Source organism: Streptomyces coelicoflavus (genome assembly GCF_003112555.1).
GTDB lineage: Bacteria > Actinomycetota > Actinomycetes > Streptomycetales > Streptomycetaceae > Streptomyces > Streptomyces coelicoflavus.
In genome coordinates this window covers 62440-87681 of record NZ_BEWB01000018.1, presented here as the reverse complement: position 1 = coordinate 87681, position 25242 = coordinate 62440, and the positions used below count along the sequence as shown (strand labels likewise).

Genomic DNA, 25242 nt, shown 5'->3' with positions numbered 1-25242 from the left:
CCCGGCGCCTGCGCGCCGTCCCCGGGGCCGGGCGTCAGAGCGCGAGGCCGGTGAGGACCAGTACGCGCTCGTAGGTGTAGTCGTCCATCGCGTACCGCACACCCTCGCGGCCCACGCCGGACTGCTTGGCGCCGCCGTACGGCATCTGGTCGGCGCGGTAGGAGGGGACGTCGCCGACGACGACGCCGCCGACCTCGAGGGCGCGGTGGGCGCGGAAGGCGGCCTGGAGGTCGTGGGTGAACACGCCTGCCTGGAGGCCGTACTTGGAGTCGTTGACGGCGGCGAACGCCTCGGCCTCGCCGGTCACCTTCTGCACGCTCAGGACGGGGCCGAAGACCTCCTCGTGGGCGAGGGTGGTGTCGGCGGGCAGGTCGGTGAGGACGGTCGGGGCGTAGGAGGCACCATCGCGCTTGCCGCCGGTGAGGAGCTTCGCGCCCGCGGTGACGGCCTCCTCGACCCAGGACTCCACGCGCTCCGCGGCGGCCTCGCTGACCAGCGGGCCGACGTCCGTGGCGTCGTCGTTCGGGTCGCCCGTGACCTGGGCCTCGACGGCGGCGACGATGCGGGGCAGCAGGCGGTCGTAGACGGCGGCGTCGGCGATCACGCGCTGCACGGAGATGCAGGACTGGCCGCCCTGGTAGTTGGAGAAGGTCGCGATGCGCGCCGCGGCCCGGTCCAGGTCCTCGTCGCTCGCCCAGTCGGCGAGGACGACGGCCGCGCCGTTGCCGCCCAGTTCGAGGGTGCAGTGCTTGCGGGGGACCGAGTCCATGATCGCGTAGCCGACGGTCTCCGAGCCGGTGAAGGAGATGACCGGGAGGCGCTCGTCCTGGACGAGGGCGGGCATGCGGTCGTTGGGGACCGGGAGGATGCTCCAGGAGCCCGCGGGCAGGTCGGTCTCGGCGAGGAGTTCGCCGAGGATCAGGCCGGAGAGGGGGGTGGCGGGGGCCGGCTTCAGGATGAGGGGGGCGCCGGCGGCGATCGCAGGGGCGATCTTGTGGGCGCAGAGGTTGAGCGGGAAGTTGAACGGCGCGATGCCGAGCACGACGCCCTTCGGGAAGCGGCGGGTGAGGGCGAGGCGGCCCTGACCGCCGGCGTCGGTGTCGAGGCGCTGGGCCTCGCCGCCGTTGAAGCGGCGGGCTTCCTCCGCGGCGAAGCGGAACACCGAGACGGCGCGGCCGACCTCGCCGCGGGCCCACTTGACCGGCTTGCCGTTCTCGGCGGAGATCAGGCGGGCGATCTCCTCGGTGCGCTCGGCCAGACGGCGGCTGACGTGGTCGAGGGCGGCGGCGCGGATGTGGGCGGGGGTGGCGGCGAACTCGTCCCGTACGGCGTACGCGGCGGCCACGGCCTCCTCGACCTGGGCGTCGGTGGGGAGGCTCACCGTGCCGACGGTGGTGCCGTCCCAGGGGGACGTGACGTCGAAGTCGGACTCGCCGGTGGCCTGGCGGCCGGCGAGCCAGAAGGCGTGGGTGGAAGTCATGTCGGGTCCCGGCCCTTCCGCGTTGGGGGTGGTGGTGTGTGCGCCGTGCGGGGTCCACGGTAGGGCGGGGCGGGGCGGTTGCCGTTTGTCCGGGGTGTAGTGGTGGGGGTGAGGTGTTCGACGTGGTGGCCAGGTGGGACCTCAGTCGGTGGCCGTGGCCTTCAGGGCCAGCCAGAGCTCCATGCGTACGTCCGGGTCGTCCAGGGAGCGGCCGAGGATCTCCTCCACCCGGCGCATGCGGTAGCGCAGGGTGTGGCGGTGGACGCCAAGGTCGGCGGCGGCCGCGTCCCACTGGCCGTGGCGGGAGAGCCAGGCGCGCAGGGAGGCCACCAGGTCGCCCCGGCCGGTGGCGTCGTGGTCGCGCAGCGCCCGCAGGAGGCCGTCGGCGAAGGCGCGGACCGCGTCGTCGGCGAGGAGCGGCAGCACGGAGCCGGCCGCGAGGTGTTCGTGCTCCACGCAGACCCGGCCGCGCCGGCGGGCCACCGACAGGGCCTGTTCGGCCTGTTTGTAGGCGGCGGACGCGGCGATCGGCCCGGACGGTGCCGAGAGGCCGACGACCAGGCTCTCGTCGTCGCCGCCCGAGCGGGACTCGGACGCCGGGCGGGCGGCCTCGAGTGCCGACGCGTACTCGACGCAGGCGGCGACGGCCGCGCCCCCGTCGGTGGCCAGCACCACCAGGCGTTCGCCCTCGGGGACGGCCAGCACCGCCTCGCCGGAGCGGGCCGCCGCGGACTCCACGATCTCCGTGAGGGTGCCGAGGGGGTCGCCGCCGGTGTCGCCGCCCGTGTCTCCGGCGGCCTGGGCGGTGCCGGCGGCCCTGGACCTCGCCGCGGCCGACTCGGCGACGACGATCCGGAACGGCGCGTCCAGCAGGCCGCCGTACAGGCTCCCGGCGACTGTGCGAGCGTGGTCGGGCTCGCCGGCCAGCAGCATGCGCAGTACGGCCGCGTCGATGCGGAGCCCCGCCTCGTGCAGGGAGCGGGAGCGTTCCGTGGTGAGGGTCAGCAGGGCGATGGCGGAGTGGACGGCGTACCGCTCGGCGGTGCCGAGGGCGGCGGCCGTGCCGACGGCGAGCGCGGAGCGGGGGCGGCGGGAGGTACCCAGGGAGTGCAGCTCGACGCGGTCGGCGTTCTCGGGGTGCTCGGAGTTCCCGGTCCCGCCGACCACCGACGAGGCCGGCGCGGGGCGCTCGCGCAGCCGCTGCACGTCCGCGGTGAGCCGAGCCGCCCTGCGGCCCGCCCACTCCGGCGCGGTGGCGACGACGGCGCCGGAGGCGTCGTACAGCGCCGCCCAGCCGTCGACCTGGGCGGCGAGCGCGGCCAGCAGGCCCTCCGGGCCGTCGGCCAGGGTCCGCCGGGTCAGCTCGCGCTGGGCGGCGAATCCGGCGGTGACCGCGCGGTACTGGTCGGCGGCGATGGCGGCGGAGACGGCCTTGCTGATGGCGAGGAAGGGGGTGCGGCGCGGCACCTCCAGGAGCGGGAGTCCTTCCTCCCGGGCCGCTTCCACCAGGGCCGGGGGGATGTCGTCGTAGTTGACCCCGACGGCGAACCCGAGGCCCACCACGCCCGCACCCGCCAGCCGCTTCACGTACCGGCGCATCACCTCGGGGTCCTCGGCGTCGAGCTTGAGGGCGGTGATCAGCAGCAGCTCCCCGCCCTCCATGTAGGGCACGGGGTCGGCGAGTTCGCTGACGTGGGCCCAGCGCACCGGCACGTCGAGGCGGTCCTCGCCGGCGCGCACGGTCAGCTTGAGCGCCGAGTGGTGGACGAGCGAGGCGAGCGTCGGGGGCATGGGTGCCTTGGCCTTCGGGTCTGCGTCAGGGGCGCGAGGCTGGTCGCGGGGGCGGGTCCGGTCGCGGGGTCGGGTGTGGAGCCTCTGTGATCCTTTGGCCGCCGCGTATGAACGGCCTGTGTCGATTCTGCCTCACTGTACGGTCCCCGGGCCCCGTACACCTCACCCGCGCAGGTCCACCAGCAGCGGCGGCGCGTACTCCCCCTCGACGCTGGTCAGCGACAGCACGGCGTGCCCGGCCGGCACGGCGTGCGCCAGCTCGGAGGCCGACCAGCGTTCCCGCTCGACCTGCCGGACGGTCACCGCGTCCGTGGTCACCGCCCTGCCTGTCACCAGCTTGCGCACCGCGTGGATGAAGCGCGTCATCGGCTGGTCGGCGAAGACCGTGTGCTTGGCGACCTCCGTCGTCTCCACCCACTCGGTGCCCCAGGCCTGCGCGAACCGGCCGCCGTCCCAGGTGGAGACGCCGCAGAAGGCCATGCGGCAGCCCACGGCACCGTACAGCGGGCCGTGCAGCGCCTCCGGGACGTCGCCGACGGTCCGCAGGGCGAGCAGCACGCCCGCGTTCTGCGAGCGCAGTCGCTGGATGCGGCGCACGGACTCCGGGGTGACCGCGCCCGTCGCGTCGTCCAGGACCAGGCAGGCGAAGTGCTCGCGCCGGCCCTGCCTGACGACGGCGTGGAACTGCGCGAGGACCAGCCGGGTGATCACCCGCGCGGCCTCGTCGTGTCCTCGCTCGGGGACGTCGATCCGGACCCGCAGCGGGTGGTGGGCGACCGCGCGCAGGGAGAACGGCCGGGCCGGGCCGCGGCCGCCGAAGAAGTCGGCGAACGCCGGCCGGTTCAGCAGGGCCAGCCGGTCGGCCAGGGCCCGGCCCGCGTCGCCCGGCGCGCCGGTCTGCCGGACACGCGCGTCGAGCTCACGGCGCATGACGTCGTTCCCGCTCGCCGCGAGCGCCTCCCCCAGCCGGGCCAGCGCCGTCTCCTCGCCGGCCAGCAGCGCGTGCAGCTCGGGCAGGGAGGGGAACCGCCCGTGGACCGCCCGGAACGGGCCAAGGAGCTGCGCCAGCGCGGTGACGGCGCCCTGCGCTCCGACCGTGTCGAGGTCGCCCACCAGGGCTTCGGCGAGGATCGCGGCCGCGTCGTCCGGGTCGTCCGACTCGGCGTAGGGGTCCAGGTCGTGCACCGAGGCGGGGTCGCCGATCCGGACGATCACGTCGAAGGCGTCGTCCTCGCACACCGGGGTCCCGGGGGCGGACACCGCCACGACGGCGCAGGCCCCGGTGAGCGCCTGCAGCGCGAGTGCCTCGGTCACCGGCTCGACGAGGGCGCGGGTCTTGCCGGACCCGGGAGGTCCGACCGCCAGCAGCGAGGTGCCGAGCACCTCCGGGCCGAGTGCCGCCCCGGCGTCCCGGTACGGCAGCGGGGTCTGCTGGGCGGCCGTCCAGCGGCCGATCCGCACCTGTCCGGCCAGCAGGTCGTGCCGGGCGGTCCGGCGTAGCAGGTCCCGGGCACCGGACGAGTGGGCCCAGGCCGCGCCGCCCAGACGCAGCACGGTGTCGCGGAACGCGTCCAGCGTGGCGCCGCGCCGAGCGGCGGAGAAGGCGTTCTCGACGCGGGCGCAGTCGACGTCGTTCACGCCGCCGCGGGCGACCTCGCCGGTGAGCAGGTCGGCGGCCTCGTGCTGGCCGACGTCGCGCAGGGCGGGCCACTGGGAGCGGGGGCGTGCGGCCGGGACGCCGGGGGCGGGGGCGGCCCGGCGGGCGGCGAGCAGTGTCCGCGCGTACGGCAGCCAGCCGCCCAGGCGGGCGAACGGCCACACCACGAGGAGGGTGACGACCGCGTACAGCGTGTCGGTGTACAGGCGGGACGCCATCAGGCCGTAGCCGTCGGAGACCAGCACGGTGAGGGAGAGCAGCGGGTCAACAACCGGCACCGGGGACCATCCGACGGCCGGGAAGGCGTCGGGGAAGACGAGGCTGAGGACGGCGAGGGCGAGCAGGGCCGCGATCAGGGCGCGGGCGGGCTGGGGCCTGCGGGTCACGTAGTGGCTGACGACGGCGCGCCAGCTGCCGAGCACGGCCACCAGGGCGACGAGCGCGGCGAAGGCGAGGCCCTCGTAGATCACCAGGGCTTCCGCGCCCGGGGAGGCCACCTCCTGCCCCTCGAAGACCTTGGGCGACGCGAGCGTGCCGCCCCACCACCAGTCGTCCGGGGTGAACAGGCGCAGGAGGGCGTACTGGTACGAGGTGACACCGCGCTGCCACAGCGACCACACGAGCATCGCCAGGAGGAGGGGGACCAGCATGCCGACGACCGTCACCGGGGCGACCCGCTCCGGGGTCTCCTCGGGCGGCCGGTAGCCGAACCGCCAGATCCCGGGGCGGGCGGGCGGCCTCTCCTCGTCGAGCCAGGCGGCGACGGCGGACACGGGCCGGGGGGCCTGCTCGGGCACGGGGGGCGCGTGCGGCGCCGTCGCCGGTCGTGGCGGCACCGCGGGTGCCTCCGCGGGTACCCGGGGCGGCCCGGCGAACGCCCCCGGCGGCCCCGGTGGCGTCTCGGGCGGCCCCGCCGGGCGCGGCACCGGATTCGCGTGCGTGCCCCGTGCGTCCCGCGTCCCGTCGCCGTCCATCGCCCTTGCCCCCTGACCTGCCGCTCCGTCCACCATCAGCGAGCCAATCTAACGCCCTCCCAAGGGGAGTTCACCGCTTACGCGGCCGGGCCCGCGCGGACGTGTCCATATGTCGCCGTTCCTGCCACCTGTCCATGTCGGACAACCGGCCGTACGGACAACGCCCACATGGAGCATGCCCACCCCACAGCACCGGTCCTAGCCTGCGAGAAAAGAAGTCAAGCGATTGCCCGCACGACCCCAGGAGCCCCCCATGACCGCAGTTCCGCAGGAGCGCCGCGTCGTCACCGCCATCCCCGGCCCGAAGTCGCAGGAGCTTCAGGCCCGCCGTACGGCCGTGGTGGCGCAGGGTGTGGGCTCCACGCTGCCCGTCTTCGTCGCCCGCGCCGGCGGCGGTGTCATCGAGGACGTCGACGGCAACCGCCTGATCGACTTCGGTTCCGGCATCGCGGTGACCTCCGTCGGCGCCTCCGCCGAGGCCGTCGTGCGCAAGGCGTCCGCGCAGCTCGCCGACTTCACCCACACCTGTTTCATGGTCACGCCGTACGAGGGTTACGTCGCCGTCGCCGAGGCGCTGGCCGAGCTCACGCCGGGCGACCACGCCAAGAAGTCGGCGCTGTTCAACAGCGGTGCCGAGGCCGTCGAGAACGCCGTCAAGATCGCCCGTGCGTACACCAAGCGGCAGGCCGTGGTGGTCTTCGACCACGGGTACCACGGCCGGACCAACCTGACGATGGCGCTGACGGCGAAGAACATGCCGTACAAGCACGGCTTCGGCCCGTTCGCGCCCGAGGTGTACCGCGTGCCGGTCGCCTACGGCTACCGCTGGCCCACCGGTGCCGAGAACGCCGGTCCGGAGGCCGCGGCCCAGGCGATCGACCAGATCACCAAGCAGGTCGGCGCCGAGAACGTGGCCGCGATCATCATCGAGCCGGTGCTCGGTGAGGGCGGCTTCATCGAGCCGGCCAAGGGCTTCCTGCCGGCGATCCGCGAGTTCGCCTCGGACAACGGCATCGTCTTCGTCGCGGACGAGATCCAGTCCGGCTTCTGCCGCACCGGCCAGTGGTTCGCCTGCGAGGACGAGGGCATCGTCCCGGACCTGATCACGACGGCGAAGGGCATCGCGGGCGGTCTGCCGCTGTCCGCCGTCACCGGCCGCGCCGAGATCATGGACGCCGCGCACTCCGGCGGCCTGGGCGGCACCTACGGCGGCAACCCGGTGGCGTGTGCCGGCGCGCTCGGGGCCATCGAGACGATGAAGGAGCTGGACCTCAACGCCCGGGCGAAGCACATCGAGGCGGTCATGAAGTCCCGCCTGTCCGCCATGGCGGAGAAGTTCGACGTCATCGGCGACGTCCGGGGCCGCGGCGCGATGATCGCGATCGAGCTGGTCGGGGACCGCGGCACCAAGGAGCCGAACCCGGCGGCGACCGCCGCGCTCGCCAAGGCCTGCCACGCCGAGGGCCTGCTGGTCCTGACCTGCGGCACCTACGGCAACGTGCTGCGCTTCCTGCCCCCGCTGGTGATCGGCGACGACCTGCTGAACGAGGGCCTCGACATCATCGAGCAGGCCTTCGCCGGCCTCTGAGCGAGGCCGTTCGGGCGGTTGCGCACGAGCACGTGCGCGAGCGCCCGAACGCGCATCTGAGCTGCGCTTCGCACGCCTGGCGCAACGACCGGCAGAGCGTGTGAAGAACGTGTGCGAGGTGGATGGCAGGACGCCGAGGGCCCTGTCCTGAGCGCACCCCCTGCCGTAGGTTCTACGCAGATGAGAGATACACCCGCCCACAGGGGACTGTGGGCGGATCATCAGGACGGGGCTTCCCCGGCTTCGACCTGGTTCGTGCCTCGCGCACACAACCGGAGCCCACGGGTTCCGGCTTCCTCACCGATCGGACGGTCGCCCGCCCCAAACCCCCCGGGGCGCGCGGCGTTCCGGTCAGGACGGCCGCCTCGGCACTCGGGACGGTGGTTCGCCGAAGGGCCGACACACTCCCCCCCTTGTGCCGGCCCTTCGGTGTTCACTCCCCCGGACCCCTCTTCTCCCCCGTGTTCTCCCCCGTGACGCGGGCCAGCAGGTCCCGGGCCTCAGGGATGCGCGGGTGGTCCGGGTGCAGCTCCCGTTCGCAGTCGGCCAGCGCACGGCGTGCGCTCGTCGCCGCCTCTTCGCGGCGTCCCAGGCCGTTCAGGGCCTCGGCGGTGACCAGGTCCAGGTAGCCGGCGGCGTAGCGGGGCGGCTGCGGAACTCCGTCCTGGCGTACCTCGGCCAGCGCCTCCTCGTGGCGGCCCTGTCCGTTCAGGGCGCGTGCCAGCGTGGTGTGCTGGACGGCGACGGCGGACCCGTTCGCCCGGGTCAGGTTGCCGCGCGCGACGGCCTCCGCCTCCTCGTGGCGGTCCAGCCCGTTCAGCACGGCGGACAGGTGTCCGAGGGTGTTGATCTCCAGCGCCGAGACCGGGGCGCGGTGGGCGATCTGGTTCAGCTCGCGCAGGATGCCGTTCGCCTCGGTCTCCGCCTCCGCGTATCGCCGCAGGCCGGACAGGGCGGCCACGCGGCTGCTGCGGGCGATCAGCAGCAGCATCCGCGAGTTGAGGCCGACCGGCTCCAGTTCCGCGATCAGCGTGTCCAGCTCGTCCAGCGCCTCGGCCACCCGGCCGTGCATGACGGCCGTTCCGGTGGCCAGCACCCTCGCCTCCCAGTGCGGCGGACGCCTGCGCCAGGGTCGTCTCGGGAGCGCGGCCAGGGCCCTCGCCTCGGCCTCGACCTCTTCGTACCGGCCCTCCCTGACCATCGCCTTCAGCCGGGCGAAGGTTTCTCCCCACCGGCCGTCCCGTGCCGTTCGTATGCTCGTCACGGGCGGTGAGCCTACGCGAGGCCGGGCCTGCGAAGCTGGGCGTCATGCCGGACTCCGCCCCTCCTCGCGCACTGCCCGCCCTCGTCGGGCTTGCCCTGCTCCTCTTCGCGCTGATCACCTGGCAGGTCCTCGCCGACGGCCCGCTGGTCGGGGTGGACGAGCGGCTGAGCGGGGCGCTCGTCCACCCCGACCGGTTCTCCGAGCTGCTGTCCGACCTGGGCAACGTGCCGGTGGCCGTGCCCGTTCTCGTCGTGGCGCTGGCGTACACGGCGTGGCGGGGGCGGGCCGAGGGTGCGGACCGCTGGTGGCTGCCGCCCCTCGCGGGGGCGGTGGCGATGATGCTGGTGCCCGCGCTGGTCGCGCCGCTGAAGGAGTGGACCGACCGCCCGGGCACCCCGGCGGTGCCGCCGGCGGTCGGTTACTACCCCTCCGGCCACACCGCCACGGCCCTCGTCGCGTACGGCGCGGCGACGCTGCTGCTGCTCGGGCGGCTGCGCACGCCGGCCGTGCGCCGGGGGCTGGTCGTGCTGTGCGCCGTGCTGGTGCTCGGCACCTCCTACGGGCTGGTGCGCAGGGGCTACCACTGGCCGCTGGACGTGGTGGCCAGCTGGTGCCTGGGGGTGGTGCTGCTGGCCGGGGTCCGGCTGGTGGTCCGCCGGACCACGCCCGGCGGCCGGACCCCGCCCGGCGTCAGCCGAAGTAGGCGTCGAAGTTCTTCTGGAACTCCCAGTTCGCGTAGCGGTCCCAGTTGATCGACCACGTCATCAGGCCGCGCAGGTCCGGCCAGGTGCCGTGGGTGGCGTACGAGCCGCAGTCGGTCTTCCTGGTCAGGCAGTTGAGCGCCTTGTTGACCTCGGCCGAGGAGACGTGGCCGTTGCCCGCCTGGGTGGAGGCGGGCATACCGATCGCGACCTGGTCCGGGCGCAGCGGCGGGAAGACGTTGTTCGCGTCGCCCGCGACCGGGAAGCCGGTGAGCAGCATGTCGGTCATGGCGATGTGGAAGTCGGCGCCGCCCATGGAGTGGTACTGGTTGTCGAGGCCCATGATGGGGCCCGAGTTGTAGTCCTGGACGTGCAGCAGGGTCAGGTCGTCGCGCAGGGCGTGGATGACCGGCAGGTAGGCCCCGGCCCGCGGGTCCTGGCCGCCCCACTTGCCGGTGCCGTAGTACTGGTAGCCGAGCTGGACGAAGAAGGTCTCGGGCGCCATGGTCAGCACGAAGCCGTCACCGTACTTGGCCTTGAGGGTCTTCACGGCCGAGATGAGGTTGACGATGACGGGGGTCTTCGGGTTCTTGAAGTCCGTGTCGTCGGCGTTCAGGGACAGGGAGTGGCCCTCGAAGTCGATGTCGAGACCGTCCAGGCCGTACTCGTCGATGATCGCGGAGACGGAGGAGACGAACTTGTCGCGGGCGGCGGTGGTGGTGAGCTGCACCTGGCCGTTCTGGCCGCCGATGGAGATGAGCACCTTCTTGCCGGCCGCCTGCTTGGCCTTGATCGCGGCCTTGAACTCGGCGTCGCTCTCCACGTTCGGGCACTCGGCGACCGGGCAGCGCTCGAAGCGGATGTCGCCGGAGGTGACCGAGGTGGGCTCGCCGAAGGCCAGGTCGATGACGTCCCAGCTGTCGGGCACGTCGGCCATGCGGGTGTAGCCGGAGCCGTTGGCGAAGCTGGCGTGGAGGTAGCCGACCAGGGCGTGGGCCGGGAGGTCGGAGGAGCCGCCGCCGTCGTCCGGGCGCTGGGCGGTGGTCGCGGTGACCGTGGCGGAGCGCGCCGACTCGCCCGCGTCGTTGACCGCGGCGACCTGGAACGAGTACGCCGTCGAGGGGCTCAGGCCGGACACCGTGGTGGAGGTGCCGGTGACCGTGCCGGCCCTGGCGCCGTCGCGGTAGACGGCGTAGCCCGTCGCGCCCGGCACCGGTGACCAGGACAGGGCGACGCTGGAGGAGGTCACGGAGCCGGTCTTCAGGCCGCCCGGGACCGCCGGGGGCTGCTGCGTCCCGCCGCCGGGTCCGATGAGGGAGATGTCGTCGGCGTGGTAGGCGCCGGTGCCGTACCAGCCATGGGTGTAGATCGTGACCTTGCTGGTGGACGGGCCGGTGCGGAACGTGGTGGTCAGCTGCTGCCAGTCGGGGGCGGACTGGGCCCAGGTGGAGACGTCGGTGGTGCCGGTGCCGCTCGCGCCGAGGTAGACGTAGGTGCCCCGGACGTATCCCGAGAGCGTGTACTGGGAGTCCGGTTCGACGGACACCGTCTGCGAGCAGCGGGCGTTGTCGGCGCCCGCCGGGGTGGCTTTCAGGGCCGCCGTGCCGCTGTGCACGGGCGAGGTCACGGTCGTGCCCGCGGTGCAGGTCCAGCCGTCGAGCGCGGACTCGAAGCCGCCGTTGCGGGCGAGGTCCGCGTCGGCCGCACGGGCGGCCGACGTGAGCGCGGTCAGGCCGGACGCGGCGAGGGCCGCGGCCGTGAGCAGGGTGACGAGGGGGCGACGGGCGAGGGGTCTGGCGTGTTCCGCACGTGCGCGTTCCACAAGTGCCTCCGGACATGGGGGAGATGGGGAGGGTGGAGCGCGCCCAATTTGGTCCAGACCAATTACGTTGTCAACCCCTCGCGCAACTCACCCCCCGCCGCCCCCGCTCTCCTCCACCGCGAGGGCCGCCGCCGCCTCGTGCATCGCCAGCTCCAGCAGCGAGGGGTCGGTGAGGGTGCCGGTCCCGTCCGGCGGGATCAGCCAGCGGGTGCCCCCGGAGGACAGCCGGCCGGGGTACGGCACCACGATCCAGGTGCCGAGCCCGGCGGTCCTGATGCCGGTGCCGACCCAGCGGGCGGCCGTGCCGGCCGGGACGAAGAAGCCCGTGCGCGCGTCGCCGAAGTCGGCGAGCACCGGTCCCGGCTGGTCCAGGACACGGGAGAGCACGTCCAGGGTGGGATAGCCGAGTCTGCTCGGCAGGATGAGCACGTCCCAGGCCTTGCCGGCGGGCAGCAGCGCGACGCCCGAGGGGTCGCGCTCCCAGTCCCGGCGGCAGGACCCGGGATCCGGTGCGACGGATGCCAGCCACGCGACCGCCGTCTTCGCACCAGGCATGTGAAACCTCCCTTTCACTCGTCGACGCGGGGTGCGTCGTCACGAGGGAGAGGGAGGTCTCCCGGCCGCATTACGCGGGTTGCCGCAGCTCGTTGGGGTGAACCGGGTCACACCGCTCGCCGGCCGGCGCGGCTCAGCTGTCGAAGCCGAGTCCCAGGCGGTCCATCGTGCGCAGCCACAGGTTGCGCCGGCCGTCCCGGTCGTCCGCGCGGGCCAGCGACCACTTGGTGAGGGCGATGCCGGTCCAGGCGAAGGGCTCGGGCGGGAACGGCATCGGCTTCCTGCGCACCATCTCCAGTGCGGTCCGCTCGGTGCGCTCCCCCGCCAGCAGGTCGAGCATCACCTCGGCGCCGAACCGGGTCGCGCCCACACCGAGGCCGGTGTACCCGGCCGCGTACGCCACCTTGCCCTGGTGCGCGGTGCCGAAGAACGCGGAGAAGCGGGAGCAGGTGTCGATGGCGCCGCCCCAGGCGTGGGTGAAGCGGACGCCCTCCAGTTGCGGGAAGCAGGTGAAGAAGTGCCCGGCGAGCTTGGCGTAGGTCTCGGGGCGGTCGTCGTACTCGGCGCGCACCCGGCCGCCGTAGGGGTAGACGGCGTCGTATCCGCCCCACAGGACGCGGTTGTCGGACGACAGGCGGAAGTAGTGGAACTGGTTGGCGCTGTCGCCGAGTCCCTGCCGGTTCTTCCACCCGATCGAGGCCAGTTGTTCCGCGCCGAGCGGCTCGGTCATCAGGGCGTAGTCGTAGACCGGGACGGTGTACGAGCGCACCCGGCGGACCAGGTTCGGGAACACGTTGGTGCCGAGTGCGACCGTGCGGGCACGGACCCCGCCGTAGGGGGTGCGTACGGCCATGCCGGCGCCGTGCGGTCTGAGGGTGAGCGCGGGGGTGCGCTCGTAGACGCGTACGCCGAGTTCGAGGCAGGCGCGCTTGAGGCCCCAGACCAGCTTGGCGGGGTTGACCATCGCGACGCCCCGCCGGTCCCACAGGCCGGCCCGGAAGGTCGGTGAGTCGACCTGCTCCCGTACGGCCTCGGCGTCCAGGTACTCGATGCCCTCGGCTAGGCCCTTGGCGCGGATCTCCTCGTACCAGTCCGCCAGTTCCCGGGCCTGGTAGGGCTCGGTGGCGACGTCGATCTCGCCGGTGCGTTCGAAGTCGCAGTCGAGGCCGTGGCGGGCGACCGCCTCCTCGATGGCGTCGAGGTTGCGGGCGCCCAGCTCCTCCAGCTTGTGGATCTCGTCCGGCCAGCGGGTGAGGCCGTTGGACAGTCCGTGGGTGAGGGAGGCGGCGCAGAAACCGCCGTTGCGGCCGGAGGCGGCCCAGCCCACCTCGCGGCCCTCCAGCAGCACCACGTCCCGCTCCGGGTCGCGCTCCTTGGCGATCAGCGCGGTCCACAGTCCGCTGTAGCCGCCGCCGACGACCAGCAGGTCGCAGGTCTCGACGCCGGTGAGGGCGGCCTCGGGGCGGGGGCGGCCGGGGTCGTCCAGCCAGTACGGGACCGGCTGGGCGTCGGAAAGGGATTTCGTCCAGTCGTTGCTGCGGCTCATGGCACCAGGGGCCATGATTTCAACTCCCTACGAATGCAATGGTGCGCTTGCGCTGTTGTGCTTCACGCCTTGCGGCGATTTCGGCGATTGCCGACGACCATGGAGGCCAGGACGAACAGTACGGCGACGACGAACATGGCCGTACCGATGACGTTGATCTGAACGGGCGTTCCGCGCTGGGCCGATCCCCACACGAACATGGGGAAGGTGACGGTCGAACCGGCGTTGAAATTGGTGATGATGAAATCGTCGAAGGACAGCGCGAAGGCGAGCAGCGCGCCGGCCGCGATACCGGGGGCGGCGATCGGCAGCGTGACCCGGAGGAAGGTCTGGAAGGGGCCGGCGTACAGGTCCTGGGCCGCCTGCTCCAGCCTCGGGTCCATCGACATCACGCGCGCCTTGACGGCCGTCACGACGAAGCTGAGGCAGAACATGATGTGGGCGATCAGAATCGTCCAGAAGCCCAGCTGAGCACCCATGTTGAGGAAAAGGGTGAGCAGCGAGGCGGCCATCACGACCTCGGGCATCGCCATCGGCAGGAAGATCAGCGAGTTGATCGCGCCCCGGGCGCGGAAGCGGTAGCGGACCAGCGCGAAGGCGATCGCGGTGCCGAGCGCGGTGGCGCCCAGCGTCGCCCAGAGGGCGATCTGGAGGCTGAGCGAGAGGGAACCGCACAGCCCGGCGACCCCGCACGGGTCCTTCCAGGCGTCCGTGGAGAACTGCTGCCATTCGTAATTGAAGCGCCCGTTCGGCTTGTTGAACGAGAACACCGTGACGACGACGTTGGGCAGCAGCAGATACGCCAGCGTCAGCAGCCCGGCGATCACGACCATACGGCGCTTGAACCAGTTGACGAAGGCCATTTAAACCAGATCCTCCGTCCCCGACCTGCGGATGTAGAAGGTGACCATGGCCAGAATCGCGGCCATGAGGATGAACGAGAGCGCGGCCGCCGTCGGATAGTCCAGCACCCTGAGGAACTGGGACTGGATCACGTTGCCGATCATTCCGGTGTCCGCCGAGCCCAGCAGCGAGGCGTTGACGTAGTCGCCGGTGGCCGGGATGAAGGTCAGCAGGGTGCCGGAGACGACGCCGGGCATCGAGAGCGGGAAGGTGACCTTGCGGAAGACGGTGGAGGGCCTGGCGTACAGGTCGCCCGCCGCCTCGTGCAGCCGGCCGTCGATGCGCTCCAGGGACGTGTAGAGCGGCAGGATCATGAAGGGCAGGAAGTTGTACGTCAGACCGCAGACCACCGCCAGCGGGGTGGCCAGCACGCGGTCGCCCGCGGTCCAGCCGAGCCAGCTGGTCACGTCCAGGACGTGCAGCGTGTTCAGGACGCCGACCACCGGGCCGCCGTCGGCGAGGATGGTCTTCCAGGCCAGGGTGCGGATCAGGAAGCTGGTGAAGAACGGCGCGATCACCAGGATCATGATCAGGTTGCGCCAGCGTCCCGCGCGGAAGGCGATGAGGTACGCGAGGGGGTAGCCGAGCAGCAGGCACAGCACGGTCGCGGAGGCCGCGTAGGCGACCGAGCGCAGGAACTGCGGCCAGTACTCGGTCAGCGCGTCCCAGTAGGTGGCGAAGTGCCAGGTGACCTTGTAGCCCTCCTCCAGCGAGCCCGTCTGCACGGACGTGGAGGCCTGGTAGATCATCGGCGCCGCGAAGAACACGACCAGCCACAGGATGCCGGGCAGCAGCAGCCAGTACGGCGTCCAGCGGCCGCGTTTGCGCGGGGGCTTCTGCTCCGGCGCGGTCGGGGTGAGCGGCGGTGGCGCCTCGGTGAGGGTGGACATCAGGCGGCCTCGCCCTCGGCGACACCGGCGTCGATGTCCTGGGCCGCGTCGAGGCCGAAAGTGTGCGCCGGGTTCCAGTGCAGGACGACCTCGGCGCCGGGCGCGAGGCGGGCGTCGCGGTCGATGTTCTGGGCGTAGACCTCGAACTCGGGGCAGGCCGCGCAGTCCACGACGTACTGGGTGGAGACGCCGATGAAACTGGTGTTGCTGATCCTGCCGGTGATGCGGTTGCGGCCCTCGGGGATGGCGCCCGCGTCGTTCGCGTGGGTGAGGCTGATCTTCTCGGGGCGGACCCCGACCAGGACCTTGCCGCCCGCCTTCGCCGGGGCGGAACACCGGGCGCCCGGCAGGACGAGCTTGTCACCGGCCGCCTTCACGACGACGTCGTCGCCGCTGCGGGTGTCGACCTCGGCCTCGATGAGGTTGGAGGTGCCGAGGAAGTTGGCGACGAAGGTGGTGCGCGGGTTCTCGTACAGGTCGGCGGGGGCGCCCAGTTGCTCGACGCGGCCCGCGTTCATCACGGCGACCCGGTCGGCCATCGTCATGGCCTCCTCCTGGTCGTGGGTGACGTGCACGAAGGTGATGCCGACCTCGGTCTGGATGCGCTTGAGCTCCAGCTGCATCTGGCGGCGCAGCTTGAGGTCGAGGGCGCCGAGGGGTTCGTCGAGGAGCAGCACCCGGGGGTGGTTGATCAGGGCGCGGGCGACCGCGACGCGCTGCTGCTGGCCGCCGGAGAGCTGGTGCGGCTTCTTGCGCGCCTGCTCGCCGAGCTGGACCAGGTCGAGCATCTCGCCGACCTGCTTCTTCACGCTCTTGATGCCGCGCCGGCGCAGGCCGAAGGCGACGTTCTCGTAGATGTCCAGGTGCGGGAAGAGGGCGTAGGACTGGAAGACGGTGTTGACCGGCCGTTTGTAGGGCGGCAGCGCGGTCACGTCCTGGTCGCCGAGGTGGACGGTGCCGCCGCTCGGCTCCTCCAGTCCGGCGATCATGCGCAGGGTGGTGGTCTTGCCGCAGCCGGAGGCGCCGAGCAGGGCGAAGAAGGAGCCCTGGGGCACGGTCAGGTCGAGCGGGTGCACGGCGGTGAAGGAGCCGTAGGTCTTGCTGATGCCGGCGAGGCGGACGTCGCCGCCGCCGTCCTTCGCGGCCGTCTGGTTCTTCGTCGTCTGGTTCTTCGTCTGGTTGGTCGTCATCGTCGTCACGCCCCGGTGAGCTTCGCGAACTTCTCTTCGTATGCGGTCTCTTCCTTCGAACTCAGGGAGCGGAAGGAGTGCGACTTGGCCTGCATGGCCTGGTCGGGAATGATCAGCGGGTTGTTCGCCGCGTCCTCGTCGATCTTGGCCAGGTCGTCCTTGACGCCGTCGACGGGGCAGACGAAGTTGATGTAGGCGGCGAGTTCCGCGGCCGGGCCCGGCTCGTAGTAGTAGTCGATGAGCCGTTCGGCGTTGGTTTTGTGCCGTGCCTTGTTGGGGATCAGCATGTTGTCGCTGGACGTGACGTAGCCGCTGTCCGGGATGACGAAGTCGATGTCGGGGTTGTCGGCCTTGAGCTGGACGACGTCACCGGCCCAGGCCAGACAGGCCGCGAAGTCGCCCTTGCTGAGGTCGGACGTGTAGTCGTTGCCGGTGAAGCGGCGTATCTGGCCGCGGTCGACGCCCTTCTGGAGCCGGGCGATCCCCGCGTCGTAGTCGTCGTCGGTGAAGCGCGCCGGGTCCTTGCCCATGTCCAGGAGCGTCATGCCCATGGTGTCGCGCATCTCGGTGAGGAAGCCGACCCGACCCTTGAGCTTCGGGTTGTCGAGCAGGTCGGAAACCGTCCCGACCTCGATGCCGTCCAGCGCCTTCTTGTTGTAGGCGATGACGGTCGAGATGCCCTGCCAGGGGTAGGAGTAGGCGCGGCCCGGGTCCCAGTCGGGGTTGCGGAACTGGGGCGACAGGTTGGTGAAGGCGTGCGGCAGGTTGGCCGGGTCCAGCTTCTGGACCCAGCCGAGGCGGATCAGGCGGGCGGCCAGCCAGTCGGTGAGGACGATGATGTCGCGGCCGGTCTCCTGGCCGGCGGCGAGCTGCGGCTGGATCTTGCCGAAGAACTCGCTGTTGTCGTTGATGTCCTCGGTGTACGTGACCTTGACGCCGGTGCGTTTGGTGAACGCCTCCAGCGTGGGGTGCCGGCGGCCGCTCTCGTCGACGTCCATGTACTCGGTCCAGTTGGAGAAGCGGACCTGCTTCTCCTCCTTGGAGTGGTCCTCGGCGGAGACGCCGCCCTCGGTCTTGCCTGCCGCCGGGATGCCGCAGCCGCTCAGCAGGCCGAGTCCGCCGGCCGCGAGCGCGCCGCCCGTGGAGGCGCGCAGCAGCGACCGGCGGGTGAGGGCGGCCCTGCCGCTCCTGAGAGAGCGCCGCACGGCGGCCACTTGGGCCGGGGACAGGCGGTCTGGCTCGTACTGCTCCATGCGCGTGGTTGCCCTTTCGGGTGGGTCGGCCGTGGTCGGCGGCCTCTCGTCGTGACTACCGGTCCCCGAAGACGGTGCGGTGCCAGTCCTTGGCCGCCACCGCGGTGTTGTCGAACATGACGTGCTTGATCTGCGTGTACTCCTCGAAGGAGTAGGCGGACATGTCCTTGCCGAAGCCGGACGCCTTGTACCCGCCGTGCGGCATCTCGCTGATGATCGGGATGTGGTCGTTGATCCACACGCAGCCCGCCTTGATCTCGCGGGTGGCGCGGTTCGCGCGGTACACGTCCCGGCTCCAGGCGGAGGCGGCGAGACCGTACGGCGTGTCGTTGGCCAGCCGGATGCCCTCGTCGTCGGTGTCGAAGGGCAGCACGACCAGGACGGGGCCGAAGATCTCCGACTGGACGACCTCGCTGTCCTGGGTGGCGTCGGCGATCAGGGTGGGCCGGTAGTAGGCGCCGTCCTCGAGGTCGCCCTGCGGTGCCTCGCCGCCGGTCACCACGCGCGCGTAGGCGCGGGCCCGGTCGACGAACGCGGCGACGCGGTCGCGCTGCACGTGGCTGACCAGCGGGCCGAGGTCGGTGCCGGGGGCGAAGGGGTCGCCGACGCGGACGGTGTCCATGAGGGCGGCGGTCTTCTCGACGAACGCCTCGTAGAGGGGGCGCTGCACGTACGCGCGCGTGGCGGCCGTGCAGTCCTGGCCGGTGTTGATGAGCGCGCCCGCGACCGCGCCGTGGACGGCGGCGTCCAGATCGGCGTCGTCGAAGACGAGGAAGGGGGCCTTGCCGCCCAGCTCCAGGTGGAGGCGCTTGACGGTCGAGGTGGCGACCTCGGCGACGCGCTTGCCGACGGCGGTGGACCCGGTGAAGGAGGTCATGGCGACGTCGGGGTGGGCGACGAGGTGCTCGCCGGCCTCCCGTCCGGTGCCGCTGACGATGTTGATCACGCCGTCGGGGATGCCGGCCTCGGTCGCGGCCTGGGCGAACATCAGGGAGGTCAGCGGGGTGATCTCGGCGGGCTTCAGCACGATGGTGTTGCCCGCGGCGATCGCCGGGAGGATCTTCCAGGCGGCCATCTGGAGCGGGTAGTTCCAGGGCGCGATCGACCCGACGACGCCGATCGGCTCGCGGCGGACGTACGAGGTGTGGTCGCCGGAGTACTCCCCGGCCGACTGCCCCTGGAGCTGCCGGGCGGCTCCGGCGAAGAAGGCCGCGTTGTCGACCGTGCCCGGCACGTCGAACTCACGGGACAGCTTCAGCGGCTTGCCGCACTGCAGGGACTCCGCGCGGGCGAAGTCCTCGGCGCGCTCGGCGAGGACGGCGGCGAACCGGTGCAGGGCGTCGGAGCGCTCGCCGGGGGTGGCACCGGACCAGCCGGGGAACGCCGCCCGTGCGGCGGCGACGGCCGCGTCGACGTCGTCGGGGCCGGCCAGTTCGTAGGTCAGGACGTCCTCGCCGGTCGCCGGGTCGACGACGGTGTGCGTCCGTCCGGAGGTGCCCTTCGTGAGACGGCCCGCGATGTACTGGGCCCCGTCCGCGAAGCGGTCCTGGGCCGGGAATCGGTCCGGGGTGGCGTTGCCCGGGTTGTGCATGTCGGCTCTCCTCGGTCTCCCCGTGGCGGGGGCCGGCGTGGCTCAGGCTCGATGTGAGTGCCGATCCTGACAGAGCACTAGGCCTCCAACAAGTGATTCCGTTGTTGCCATTTGGTTACGCGACGGAATCTGTCGACCAGGTGTCGAGTCGCCACGGAAAAGGGCGGACGGAGTGTCAGTGGCGCGTGCCACACTCGCGTGCATGGAGAAGATCACGGGGGCGGAGCGGATTCCGGAGGCGGGCAGGAGCGCGGAGGCGGCCACGGCAGGCGTCGACGGGCTAGACGACCTGCTCACGCGGGTCCGGGCGGGCGAGCGGATCGAGTACCTGTGCTTCTGGGGGCACCGGCCGCTCCCGGACGGCAGGCTCGGGCCGAGCTGTCTGAGCCAGTGGTGGCCGTCGCCGTTCACGGTGGCCGGGGTGGAGTACGCGACGGCCGAGCACTGGATGATGGCGGGCAAGGCCCGGCTCTTCGGGGACGAGGAGGCCGAGCGGCGGGTGCTGGCGGCCGTTCATCCCGCCGGGGCGAAGAAGGCGGGCCGTCTCGTGCGCGGTTTCGACGAGGCGGTGTGGGAGCGGGAGCGCTTCCGGATCGTGGTGGAGGGCAGCGTCCACAAGTTCGCGTCCGACCCGGCGCTGCGGGCGTTCCTGCTGCACACCGGCGACAGGGTGCTGGTGGAGGCGAGCCCGGTGGACCGGGTGTGGGGCATCGGTCTGGCCGCGGACGACGAGGCGGCGACCGATCCGGAGCGCTGGCGGGGGCCGAATCTGCTGGGCTTCGCGCTGATGGCGGCCCGGAAGCGGCTGAGAGAGACGCCCGGCGGGTAACGGAGCAGGAACAGGACCGGACCCGCCCGGCCCCCGTCACGACGTGAGGGGCACCGGGCGGGTCCGGACTCGGGCTCGGGCTCGGGCGACGCTCAGGCGACGCTCATCAGGCTCGCGAAGGCGAGGAAGCCGAGCAGCGGCAGGACCACGGTGGCGGTGATGCCGAGCACGAGACCGGCGGTCGCGGCCCCCTTGTTGGTGGCCTCGCCCCTGGTGGCCTTCCCCCGGCCGATCGCGCCGAAGATGATCCCGAGGATGCCGAGGATCACGCCGAAGAACCAGAGGAAGAAGGTCAGGCTGCACACCACGCCGATGATGCCGAGGACCAGTCCGGTGGTCCCCATGCCGTTGCTCGGCTGCATCGGCATGCCGTAGCCGGGACCCTGCGGGTAGCCCACGGGCGGGGCGGCCGGGTAGGACGCGCCCTGGTTCGGGTAGCCGTACCCGGGCGCGGACTGCGGGTAGGCGTAGCCCCCGGCGGGCGGCTGACCCGGCTGCTGCGGCGGCCCGTATCCCCCGGGTCCGGGGTTGGAGTACGACATGAACTGCTCTCCCCTCGTTGGCGCTTGACATCGTAGAGGCAATGCCGCGGGGAGGAGATCAGCTTTCCGCGGTCACCGAGACCGGCGCGGGGCGCGAGGAGCCGTAGTAGGGGTCGTCGTCGTACGAGTCGTCGTTGATCGCGGCGGTGATGCCGACGGCGATCAGCACGATCACGGCGATGCCGAGGACGACGCCGATAATGCCCATGACGAACCCGGCCTGCGCCTGCCCGTGGTTGCTGGCCAGGCCGAGCTCCGCCTTCCGGCGGCCCTTGACCCCGAAGACGATGGCGAGGACGCCGAGCACCAGGGAGACCACGCCGTACATGCAGAACAGGGCGCAGGCCAGGATGCCCAGCACCATCGACGCGGTGCCCATGCCGTTCTGCGGGGCCATCGGCATTCCGGGCCAGCCGTAGCCCTGGCCGTACCCGGGGTAGCCGTAGCCGACCGGGGCGCCGGCGCCGTCGGGCGCGACCGGCGGGGGCGGCACGGCGGAGTCGGGGGTGGCGTAACCGGCGCCCGGCATCGACGTGACCGTGGCCTGGTCGTGCACGCCCGGCGGCGGCTGCCAGGGCGGCGGTGCGTCGGAGGCGGGCGGCCGGGGCGGCTCCTGCGCCGGCCCGGGCCCGGCGCCCTTCTCGAGGGAGGGCCCGCTCTCCGGGGGCGCCCAGGGGTCGCGGCCACCGGCCGAGTCCCCGTCGGGTCGTATCTCGTCGCTCATGCCTCGTCCCCCCAGGTCGTTCGTGCCCGCCATGCTACGGTCCCGGGCCGCCGGGCGTGCGACCGGCCTACGATGATCCCCGAACGACCGATCAGCCGATCGCCCGCGTCCCACCGCCGCCGCGCGGCCCGGGACGCCGCCCCGGGGAGGAACCCATGACCGAGCACCTCGTCGACCCCGACGTACCGCGCGACCTGCACGCCTTCATCGCCGGACTGCCGAAGGCCGAACTGCACGTCCACCACGTCGGCTCCGCCTCCCCGCGCATCGTCTCCGAACTGGCCGCGCGCCACGCCGACTCGAAGGTCCCCACCGACCCCGAGGCCCTGGTCGACTACTTCACCTTCACGGACTTCGCGCACTTCATCGACGTGTACCTGTCCGTGGTCGACCTCATCCGCACCCCGGAGGACGTCCGGCTGCTCACCTTCGAGGTGGCCCGGGACATGGCCCGGCAGCAGGTGCGGTACGCCGAGCTGACCATCACGCCGTTCTCCTCCACCCGGCGCGGCATCGACGAGGCCGCCTTCATGGACGCGATCGAGGACGCCCGCAAGGCGGCCGAGGCGGAGTTCGGGACCGTGCTGCGCTGGTGCTTCGACATCCCGGGCGAGGCCGGCCTGGAGTCCGCCGAGGAGACGGCCCGGCTCGCCACCGACGACCGGCTGCGCCCCGAGGGCCTGGTCTCCTTCGGACTCGGCGGACCCGAGATCGGAGTGGCCCGCCCGCAGTTCAAGCCGTACTTCGACCGCGCGATCGCCGCCGGCCTGCACTCGGTGCCGCACGCGGGCGAGACCACCGGCCCGCAGACGGTGTGGGACGCCCTCACCCACCTGAACGCCGAGCGCATCGGGCACGGCACCAGTTCCGCCCGGGACCCGAAGCTCCTCGCCCACCTCGCCGAGCGGCGCATTCCGCTGGAGGTGTGCCCGACCTCGAACATCGCCACCCGCGCGGTGCGCACCCTGGACGAGCACCCGATCAAGGAGTTCGTGCGCGCCGGCGTCCTGGTGACGGTCAACTCCGACGACCCGCCGATGTTCGGCACCGACCTCAACAACGAGTACGCCGTCGCCGCCCGGCTCCTCGGCCTCGACGAGCGCGGCCTCGCCGACCTCGCGAAGAACGGGGTCGAGGCCTCCTTCCTCGACGCGCCGGGCAAGGCCCGCATCGCCGACGAGATCGACACGTACACCGCCGCCTGGCTCGCCTCCTGAGAACCGCGCCCACCGAGAGTTGCCCCCACCATGGACACCCCGCGTGCCCTGACCGCCGTCGCCCACCGCGGCGACCCCTACCGGCATCGCGAGAACACCGTCGCCTCGCTGCGGTCCGCCCTGGACCGGGGCGCGGACGCGGTGGAGACCGACGTCCGCCTCACCCGGGACGGCGTGCCGGTGCTGTTGCACGACGAGACGCTGAAGCGCCTGTGGCAGCTGGACCGGCCGCTGCGCTCCCTGTCGGCCGAGGAGGTGCGCGGGCTGACGGCGGGCGGGGTGCCGACGCTGGCCGAGGCGCTGGCCGCGACCGGGGACAGCCGGCTGATGCTGGACCTGCCGGGCGGGCCGGGCGAGCGGGCGGTACGGCGCATCGTGGACGTGGTCCGCGAGTGCGGGGCCCAGGACCGGGTGTACTACACGGCGGGCGCCGCCGCCATGCTCGCGGTGCGGGCCGCCGACCCCGCCGCCGAGATCGCCCTGACCTGGACGACGGCCGCCCCGCCCCGGCCCGCGCTGCTCGCGGCGGTCCGGCCTCGATGGCTCAACTACCGGTTCGGGCTGGTGAACCGGGACCTGGCCGAGCGGGTCCACGCCGACGGCCTCCTGCTGTCCGCCTGGACCCCGGACACCGGGCGCACCATGCGCCGGCTGCGCGCCCTGGGCGTCGACTCCCTCACGACCAACCGCATCGACGTGCTGTGCGCGCTGCGGGACGCCGACACGGCCGGCACCGAGGTCCCGTAGGGGGTTGCCCCCTACGGCTCTCGCTCCCGCTGGGGGCGTTCCCCGAGCCCGGCTCCGGGGCGGGCACCCTACTCGGCGACGATCCGGCACGGGGCGCGGCGCACAAGGATGATCAACGATCCTTCCGCCGCAACCGCCTTCACCCCGGGAGCAGTCGATGCGTGCCCGTACCCACTCCGTTCTCGCCGCCTCGGTCGTCCTCGCCCTGGCCGCCGGCCCGTTGGCGGCCCCGGCCTTCGCCGCGCCGCCCGCCACGGCCGCCCACTCCGCCGATCAAGGAGATCAAGGAGATCAAGGAGATCAGGGGGACGAGGGGGATCAGGGCGATCAGGGCGGGCCGAACGAGAAAGCGCTGCGCGCCGCCCTCGACGGGCTGCCGAACCGGTACGCCACCGCCGCCCTCGTGCGGGTCGGCACGTCCGGCGGCGACTGGCACGGCAGCGCGGGGGTGCGCGACCTGGCCAGTGGCCGGCCGGCACACCCCGATGCCCGCTTCCGAGCCGGCTCGATCACGAAGGTGGTCACCGCTGCCACCGTCCTGCGTCTCGCCGCGCGGGACGAGATCGACCTGGACGCGCCGGTCCAGGGTTACCTTCCCGACCTGTTCACGCCGGAGTTCAGGCAGCCCATCAGCGTGCGCCACCTGCTGAACCACACCAGCGGCATCAAGCCGGGCGTCAGCTTCGGCGACGCCTTCACGGACGTGTACCCGCACCGGTACGACACCCTCACCCCGCAGCAGGTCGCGGCGTCGGCGATCGCCGAGGGACCGGAGGAGTTCGCCCCGGGGACACGCCAGCAGTACCTGAACATCAACTACACGATCCTCGGCCTGCTGATCGAGAAGGTCACGGGACGCTCCTACGCCTCGGTGGCCACGCGTCTCGTCCTGCGCCCGGCCGGCATGCACCACACCTCCTTCCCGGGCACCGATCCCCGCATCCGGGGCCCGCACAACCGGGGCTACCAGAAGGTGGAGCGGCCGGACGGCACGACGACGTTCGTCGACGTGACCGAATGGAACCAGGCCGACCGCTGGGCGGCGGGCGACATGATCTCCACCACCGCCGACCTGGAGAAGCTGCTCACGAAGCTGTTCCGGGGGAGGATCGTGCCGCAGCCCGAGCTGGAGGAGATGTTCACGACTCCGGCGGGCGTCACGGGCGCGACCCTGAGCGCCGGCCTGGAGTACCAGGAGGTCGACGGCCAGGTCTTCTGGACCAAGTCCGGGTCGCGCTACGGCTACGGCACGTTCATCGGCGGCACCCGTGATCTGAGGCGCACGCTGGTCTACTCGGTCAACTCCACGGACGCCAAGGGGGAGGGGCACAAGCCGGTCGGCGAAGCGATCGTCGCGGCCGCTGTGCGGTAGGCCCCGCGCACCGCCCCGGCCCCGTCAGCCTCCGCACCGCCCCGGCCCCGTCAGCCGCCGCGCCACCGCGTGCGCGCCGACCGTCGCCGCCCCCGCGAAGCCGAGCCCCACGGCGAGGTCGCGCGGGCGGGTGGTGCGCAGGACGCCGGCGCGGCGCAGGCGCCGGCGGGCCCAGAGGGTGAACGGGACCACGATCAGCGGCGAGGTCGCCGCCCCGGGTGTGTAGCCGCGCACCAGCCCCGCCTGGGCGAGGTGGACCAGGCCGTGCAGGCCGAAGGCGTTGAGCGCGGTCTGGTAGGTGGCCGAGCGGCCGCCGGTCAGCCGGCCCGCGACGGACGCGGAGGCCACCACGGCGGCCATCGCGCCGACCGCCACCGCGAACTCGCGCCCGTCGACCGAGCCGGCCCGCCGCCACACGGTCTCCGGCACGGCCGGGTACCGCTCGCGCAGGGCGGGGAGGTTGCGCCGCCACCAGCCGGGCAGGGTCGCCAGTTCCTCGAGGTCGTGCAGGGCCCAGGCGGCCAGGAGCCCCAGCGTGACCGCGCCCTCGACGGCGCCTTCGGCCGCCCCGACGACTGCCCTCTCATCACCCGATGAATTTTTCAC

21 protein-coding genes are annotated in these 25242 nt (G+C 72.6%); 6 read left to right on the top strand and 15 right to left on the bottom strand.

Annotated features, from left to right (window positions below):
* Nucleotides 1-34: 34 nt before the first annotated feature.
* From Sco07f_RS35070 to Sco07f_RS35060, 3 genes are all read right to left on the bottom strand, one after another.
* Nucleotides 35-1480 (bottom strand): aldehyde dehydrogenase family protein, encoded by a 1446-nt coding sequence (locus Sco07f_RS35070; RefSeq protein WP_042825278.1) that lies wholly within the window; start codon nt 1478-1480, stop codon nt 35-37.
* A 141-nt stretch (nt 1481-1621) separates the two neighbouring features.
* Complete coding sequence (locus Sco07f_RS35065) at nt 1622-3271, bottom strand: PucR family transcriptional regulator (RefSeq protein ID WP_108990251.1); 1650 nt, start codon at nt 3269-3271, stop codon at nt 1622-1624.
* Between the two features lie 162 nt (nt 3272-3433).
* Nucleotides 3434-5902 carry a type IV secretory system conjugative DNA transfer family protein gene (locus tag Sco07f_RS35060; protein ID WP_108990250.1) on the bottom strand — a complete coding sequence of 823 codons (2469 nt, stop codon included), beginning with the start codon at nt 5900-5902 and terminating at the stop codon, nt 3434-3436.
* A 253-nt stretch (nt 5903-6155) separates the two neighbouring features.
* On the opposite strand from Sco07f_RS35060, the gene gabT reads away from it, so the two are divergent.
* Nucleotides 6156-7490: a 4-aminobutyrate--2-oxoglutarate transaminase gene (gene gabT, locus Sco07f_RS35055; RefSeq protein ID WP_108990249.1), complete on the top strand. Its 1335-nt coding sequence runs from the start codon at nt 6156-6158 to the stop codon at nt 7488-7490.
* A 433-nt stretch (nt 7491-7923) separates the two neighbouring features.
* Here the strand turns inward: gabT and Sco07f_RS35050 are convergent, their stop codons facing one another.
* Nucleotides 7924-8754, bottom strand: coding sequence for a tetratricopeptide repeat protein (locus tag Sco07f_RS35050; protein ID WP_244942213.1), 831 nt, complete (start codon nt 8752-8754; stop codon nt 7924-7926).
* A 44-nt stretch (nt 8755-8798) separates the two neighbouring features.
* Between Sco07f_RS35050 and Sco07f_RS35045 the strand changes: the two genes are divergently transcribed.
* Nucleotides 8799-9506 (top strand): phosphatase PAP2 family protein, encoded by a 708-nt coding sequence (locus Sco07f_RS35045; RefSeq protein WP_167468315.1) that lies wholly within the window; start codon nt 8799-8801, stop codon nt 9504-9506.
* Here Sco07f_RS35045 and Sco07f_RS35040 read toward each other — a convergent pair.
* From Sco07f_RS35040 to Sco07f_RS35005, 8 genes are all read right to left on the bottom strand, one after another.
* On the bottom strand, nt 9445-11277 hold the full coding sequence (locus tag Sco07f_RS35040; protein ID WP_007444974.1) for a chitinase: 1833 nt from the start codon (nt 11275-11277) through the stop codon (nt 9445-9447). The genes Sco07f_RS35045 and Sco07f_RS35040 overlap by 62 nt on opposite strands.
* A gap of 87 nt (nt 11278-11364) precedes the next feature.
* Nucleotides 11365-11832 carry a hypothetical protein gene (locus Sco07f_RS35035; protein WP_054100854.1) on the bottom strand — a complete coding sequence of 156 codons (468 nt, stop codon included), beginning with the start codon at nt 11830-11832 and terminating at the stop codon, nt 11365-11367.
* Between the two features lie 133 nt (nt 11833-11965).
* Entirely contained in the window at nt 11966-13393 is a 1428-nt protein-coding gene (locus tag Sco07f_RS35030) for an NAD(P)/FAD-dependent oxidoreductase (protein ID WP_087789399.1), read from the bottom strand.
* A gap of 47 nt (nt 13394-13440) precedes the next feature.
* A complete protein-coding gene (locus Sco07f_RS35025) occupies nt 13441-14241 on the bottom strand; it encodes an ABC transporter permease (protein WP_054100852.1) in 801 nt (266 codons plus the stop codon).
* A complete protein-coding gene (locus tag Sco07f_RS35020; RefSeq protein WP_108990246.1) occupies nt 14242-15171 on the bottom strand; it encodes an ABC transporter permease in 930 nt (309 codons plus the stop codon).
* On the bottom strand, nt 15171-16361 hold the full coding sequence (locus Sco07f_RS35015) for an ABC transporter ATP-binding protein (protein ID WP_108990293.1): 1191 nt from the start codon (nt 16359-16361) through the stop codon (nt 15171-15173). The genes Sco07f_RS35020 and Sco07f_RS35015 overlap by 1 nt, the downstream gene beginning before the upstream one ends.
* A gap of 5 nt (nt 16362-16366) precedes the next feature.
* Nucleotides 16367-17614, bottom strand: a complete 1248-nt coding sequence (locus Sco07f_RS35010) for a polyamine ABC transporter substrate-binding protein (RefSeq protein ID WP_007444968.1) — start codon at nt 17612-17614, stop codon at nt 16367-16369.
* A 55-nt stretch (nt 17615-17669) separates the two neighbouring features.
* Complete coding sequence (locus Sco07f_RS35005; RefSeq protein ID WP_087789400.1) at nt 17670-19205, bottom strand: gamma-aminobutyraldehyde dehydrogenase; 1536 nt, start codon at nt 19203-19205, stop codon at nt 17670-17672.
* A gap of 172 nt (nt 19206-19377) precedes the next feature.
* Here Sco07f_RS35005 and ybiA point away from each other — a divergent pair, with 172 nt between their 5' ends.
* Nucleotides 19378-20034 (top strand): riboflavin biosynthesis intermediates N-glycosidase, encoded by a 657-nt coding sequence (ybiA, locus tag Sco07f_RS35000; RefSeq protein WP_167468314.1) that lies wholly within the window; start codon nt 19378-19380, stop codon nt 20032-20034.
* 92 nt (nt 20035-20126) lie between these two features.
* On the opposite strand, the gene Sco07f_RS34995 is transcribed toward ybiA, so the two are convergent.
* Both Sco07f_RS34995 and Sco07f_RS34990 read right to left on the bottom strand, forming a co-directional pair.
* Nucleotides 20127-20576 (bottom strand): DUF4190 domain-containing protein, encoded by a 450-nt coding sequence (locus Sco07f_RS34995; RefSeq protein ID WP_007444965.1) that lies wholly within the window; start codon nt 20574-20576, stop codon nt 20127-20129.
* A gap of 58 nt (nt 20577-20634) precedes the next feature.
* Nucleotides 20635-21300, bottom strand: coding sequence for a DUF4190 domain-containing protein (locus Sco07f_RS34990; RefSeq protein ID WP_087792824.1), 666 nt, complete (start codon nt 21298-21300; stop codon nt 20635-20637).
* 56 nt (nt 21301-21356) lie between these two features.
* On the opposite strand from Sco07f_RS34990, the gene Sco07f_RS34985 reads away from it, so the two are divergent.
* The 3 genes from Sco07f_RS34985 (at nt 21357) to Sco07f_RS34975 (ending at nt 24636) form a co-directional block, all read left to right on the top strand.
* Nucleotides 21357-22517, top strand: a complete 1161-nt coding sequence (locus tag Sco07f_RS34985) for an adenosine deaminase (RefSeq protein ID WP_108990244.1) — start codon at nt 21357-21359, stop codon at nt 22515-22517.
* Between the two features lie 30 nt (nt 22518-22547).
* Complete coding sequence (locus Sco07f_RS34980; protein ID WP_054100848.1) at nt 22548-23264, top strand: glycerophosphodiester phosphodiesterase; 717 nt, start codon at nt 22548-22550, stop codon at nt 23262-23264.
* 157 nt (nt 23265-23421) lie between these two features.
* Nucleotides 23422-24636, top strand: coding sequence for a serine hydrolase domain-containing protein (locus Sco07f_RS34975; protein ID WP_108990243.1), 1215 nt, complete (start codon nt 23422-23424; stop codon nt 24634-24636).
* Between the two features lie 24 nt (nt 24637-24660).
* Here the strand turns inward: Sco07f_RS34975 and Sco07f_RS34970 are convergent, their stop codons facing one another.
* Nucleotides 24661-25242, bottom strand: a complete 582-nt coding sequence (locus tag Sco07f_RS34970; protein WP_108990242.1) for an HXXEE domain-containing protein — start codon at nt 25240-25242, stop codon at nt 24661-24663.

Coding starts and splice junctions, on each gene's coding strand:
- Sco07f_RS35030 (WP_087789399.1), bottom strand. CDS start 13,393: ATGGCCCCTGGTGCCATGAGCCGCAGCAACGACTGGACGAAATCCCTT.
- Sco07f_RS35025 (WP_054100852.1), bottom strand. CDS start 14,241: ATGGCCTTCGTCAACTGGTTCAAGCGCCGTATGGTCGTGATCGCCGGG.
- Sco07f_RS34990 (WP_087792824.1), bottom strand. CDS start 21,300: ATGAGCGACGAGATACGACCCGACGGGGACTCGGCCGGTGGCCGCGAC.
- Sco07f_RS35005 (WP_087789400.1), bottom strand. CDS start 19,205: ATGCACAACCCGGGCAACGCCACCCCGGACCGATTCCCGGCCCAGGAC.
- Sco07f_RS35060 (WP_108990250.1), bottom strand. CDS start 5,902: ATGGACGGCGACGGGACGCGGGACGCACGGGGCACGCACGCGAATCCG.
- Sco07f_RS35015 (WP_108990293.1), bottom strand. CDS start 16,361: ATGACGACCAACCAGACGAAGAACCAGACGACGAAGAACCAGACGGCC.
- gabT (WP_108990249.1), top strand. CDS start 6,156: ATGACCGCAGTTCCGCAGGAGCGCCGCGTCGTCACCGCCATCCCCGGC.
- Sco07f_RS34980 (WP_054100848.1), top strand. CDS start 22,548: ATGGACACCCCGCGTGCCCTGACCGCCGTCGCCCACCGCGGCGACCCC.
- Sco07f_RS35010 (WP_007444968.1), bottom strand. CDS start 17,614: ATGGAGCAGTACGAGCCAGACCGCCTGTCCCCGGCCCAAGTGGCCGCC.
- Sco07f_RS34995 (WP_007444965.1), bottom strand. CDS start 20,576: ATGTCGTACTCCAACCCCGGACCCGGGGGATACGGGCCGCCGCAGCAG.
- Sco07f_RS35070 (WP_042825278.1), bottom strand. CDS start 1,480: ATGACTTCCACCCACGCCTTCTGGCTCGCCGGCCGCCAGGCCACCGGC.
- Sco07f_RS35020 (WP_108990246.1), bottom strand. CDS start 15,171: ATGTCCACCCTCACCGAGGCGCCACCGCCGCTCACCCCGACCGCGCCG.
- Sco07f_RS35035 (WP_054100854.1), bottom strand. CDS start 11,832: ATGCCTGGTGCGAAGACGGCGGTCGCGTGGCTGGCATCCGTCGCACCG.
- Sco07f_RS34975 (WP_108990243.1), top strand. CDS start 23,422: ATGCGTGCCCGTACCCACTCCGTTCTCGCCGCCTCGGTCGTCCTCGCC.
- Sco07f_RS35045 (WP_167468315.1), top strand. CDS start 8,799: ATGCCGGACTCCGCCCCTCCTCGCGCACTGCCCGCCCTCGTCGGGCTT.
- Sco07f_RS35065 (WP_108990251.1), bottom strand. CDS start 3,271: ATGCCCCCGACGCTCGCCTCGCTCGTCCACCACTCGGCGCTCAAGCTG.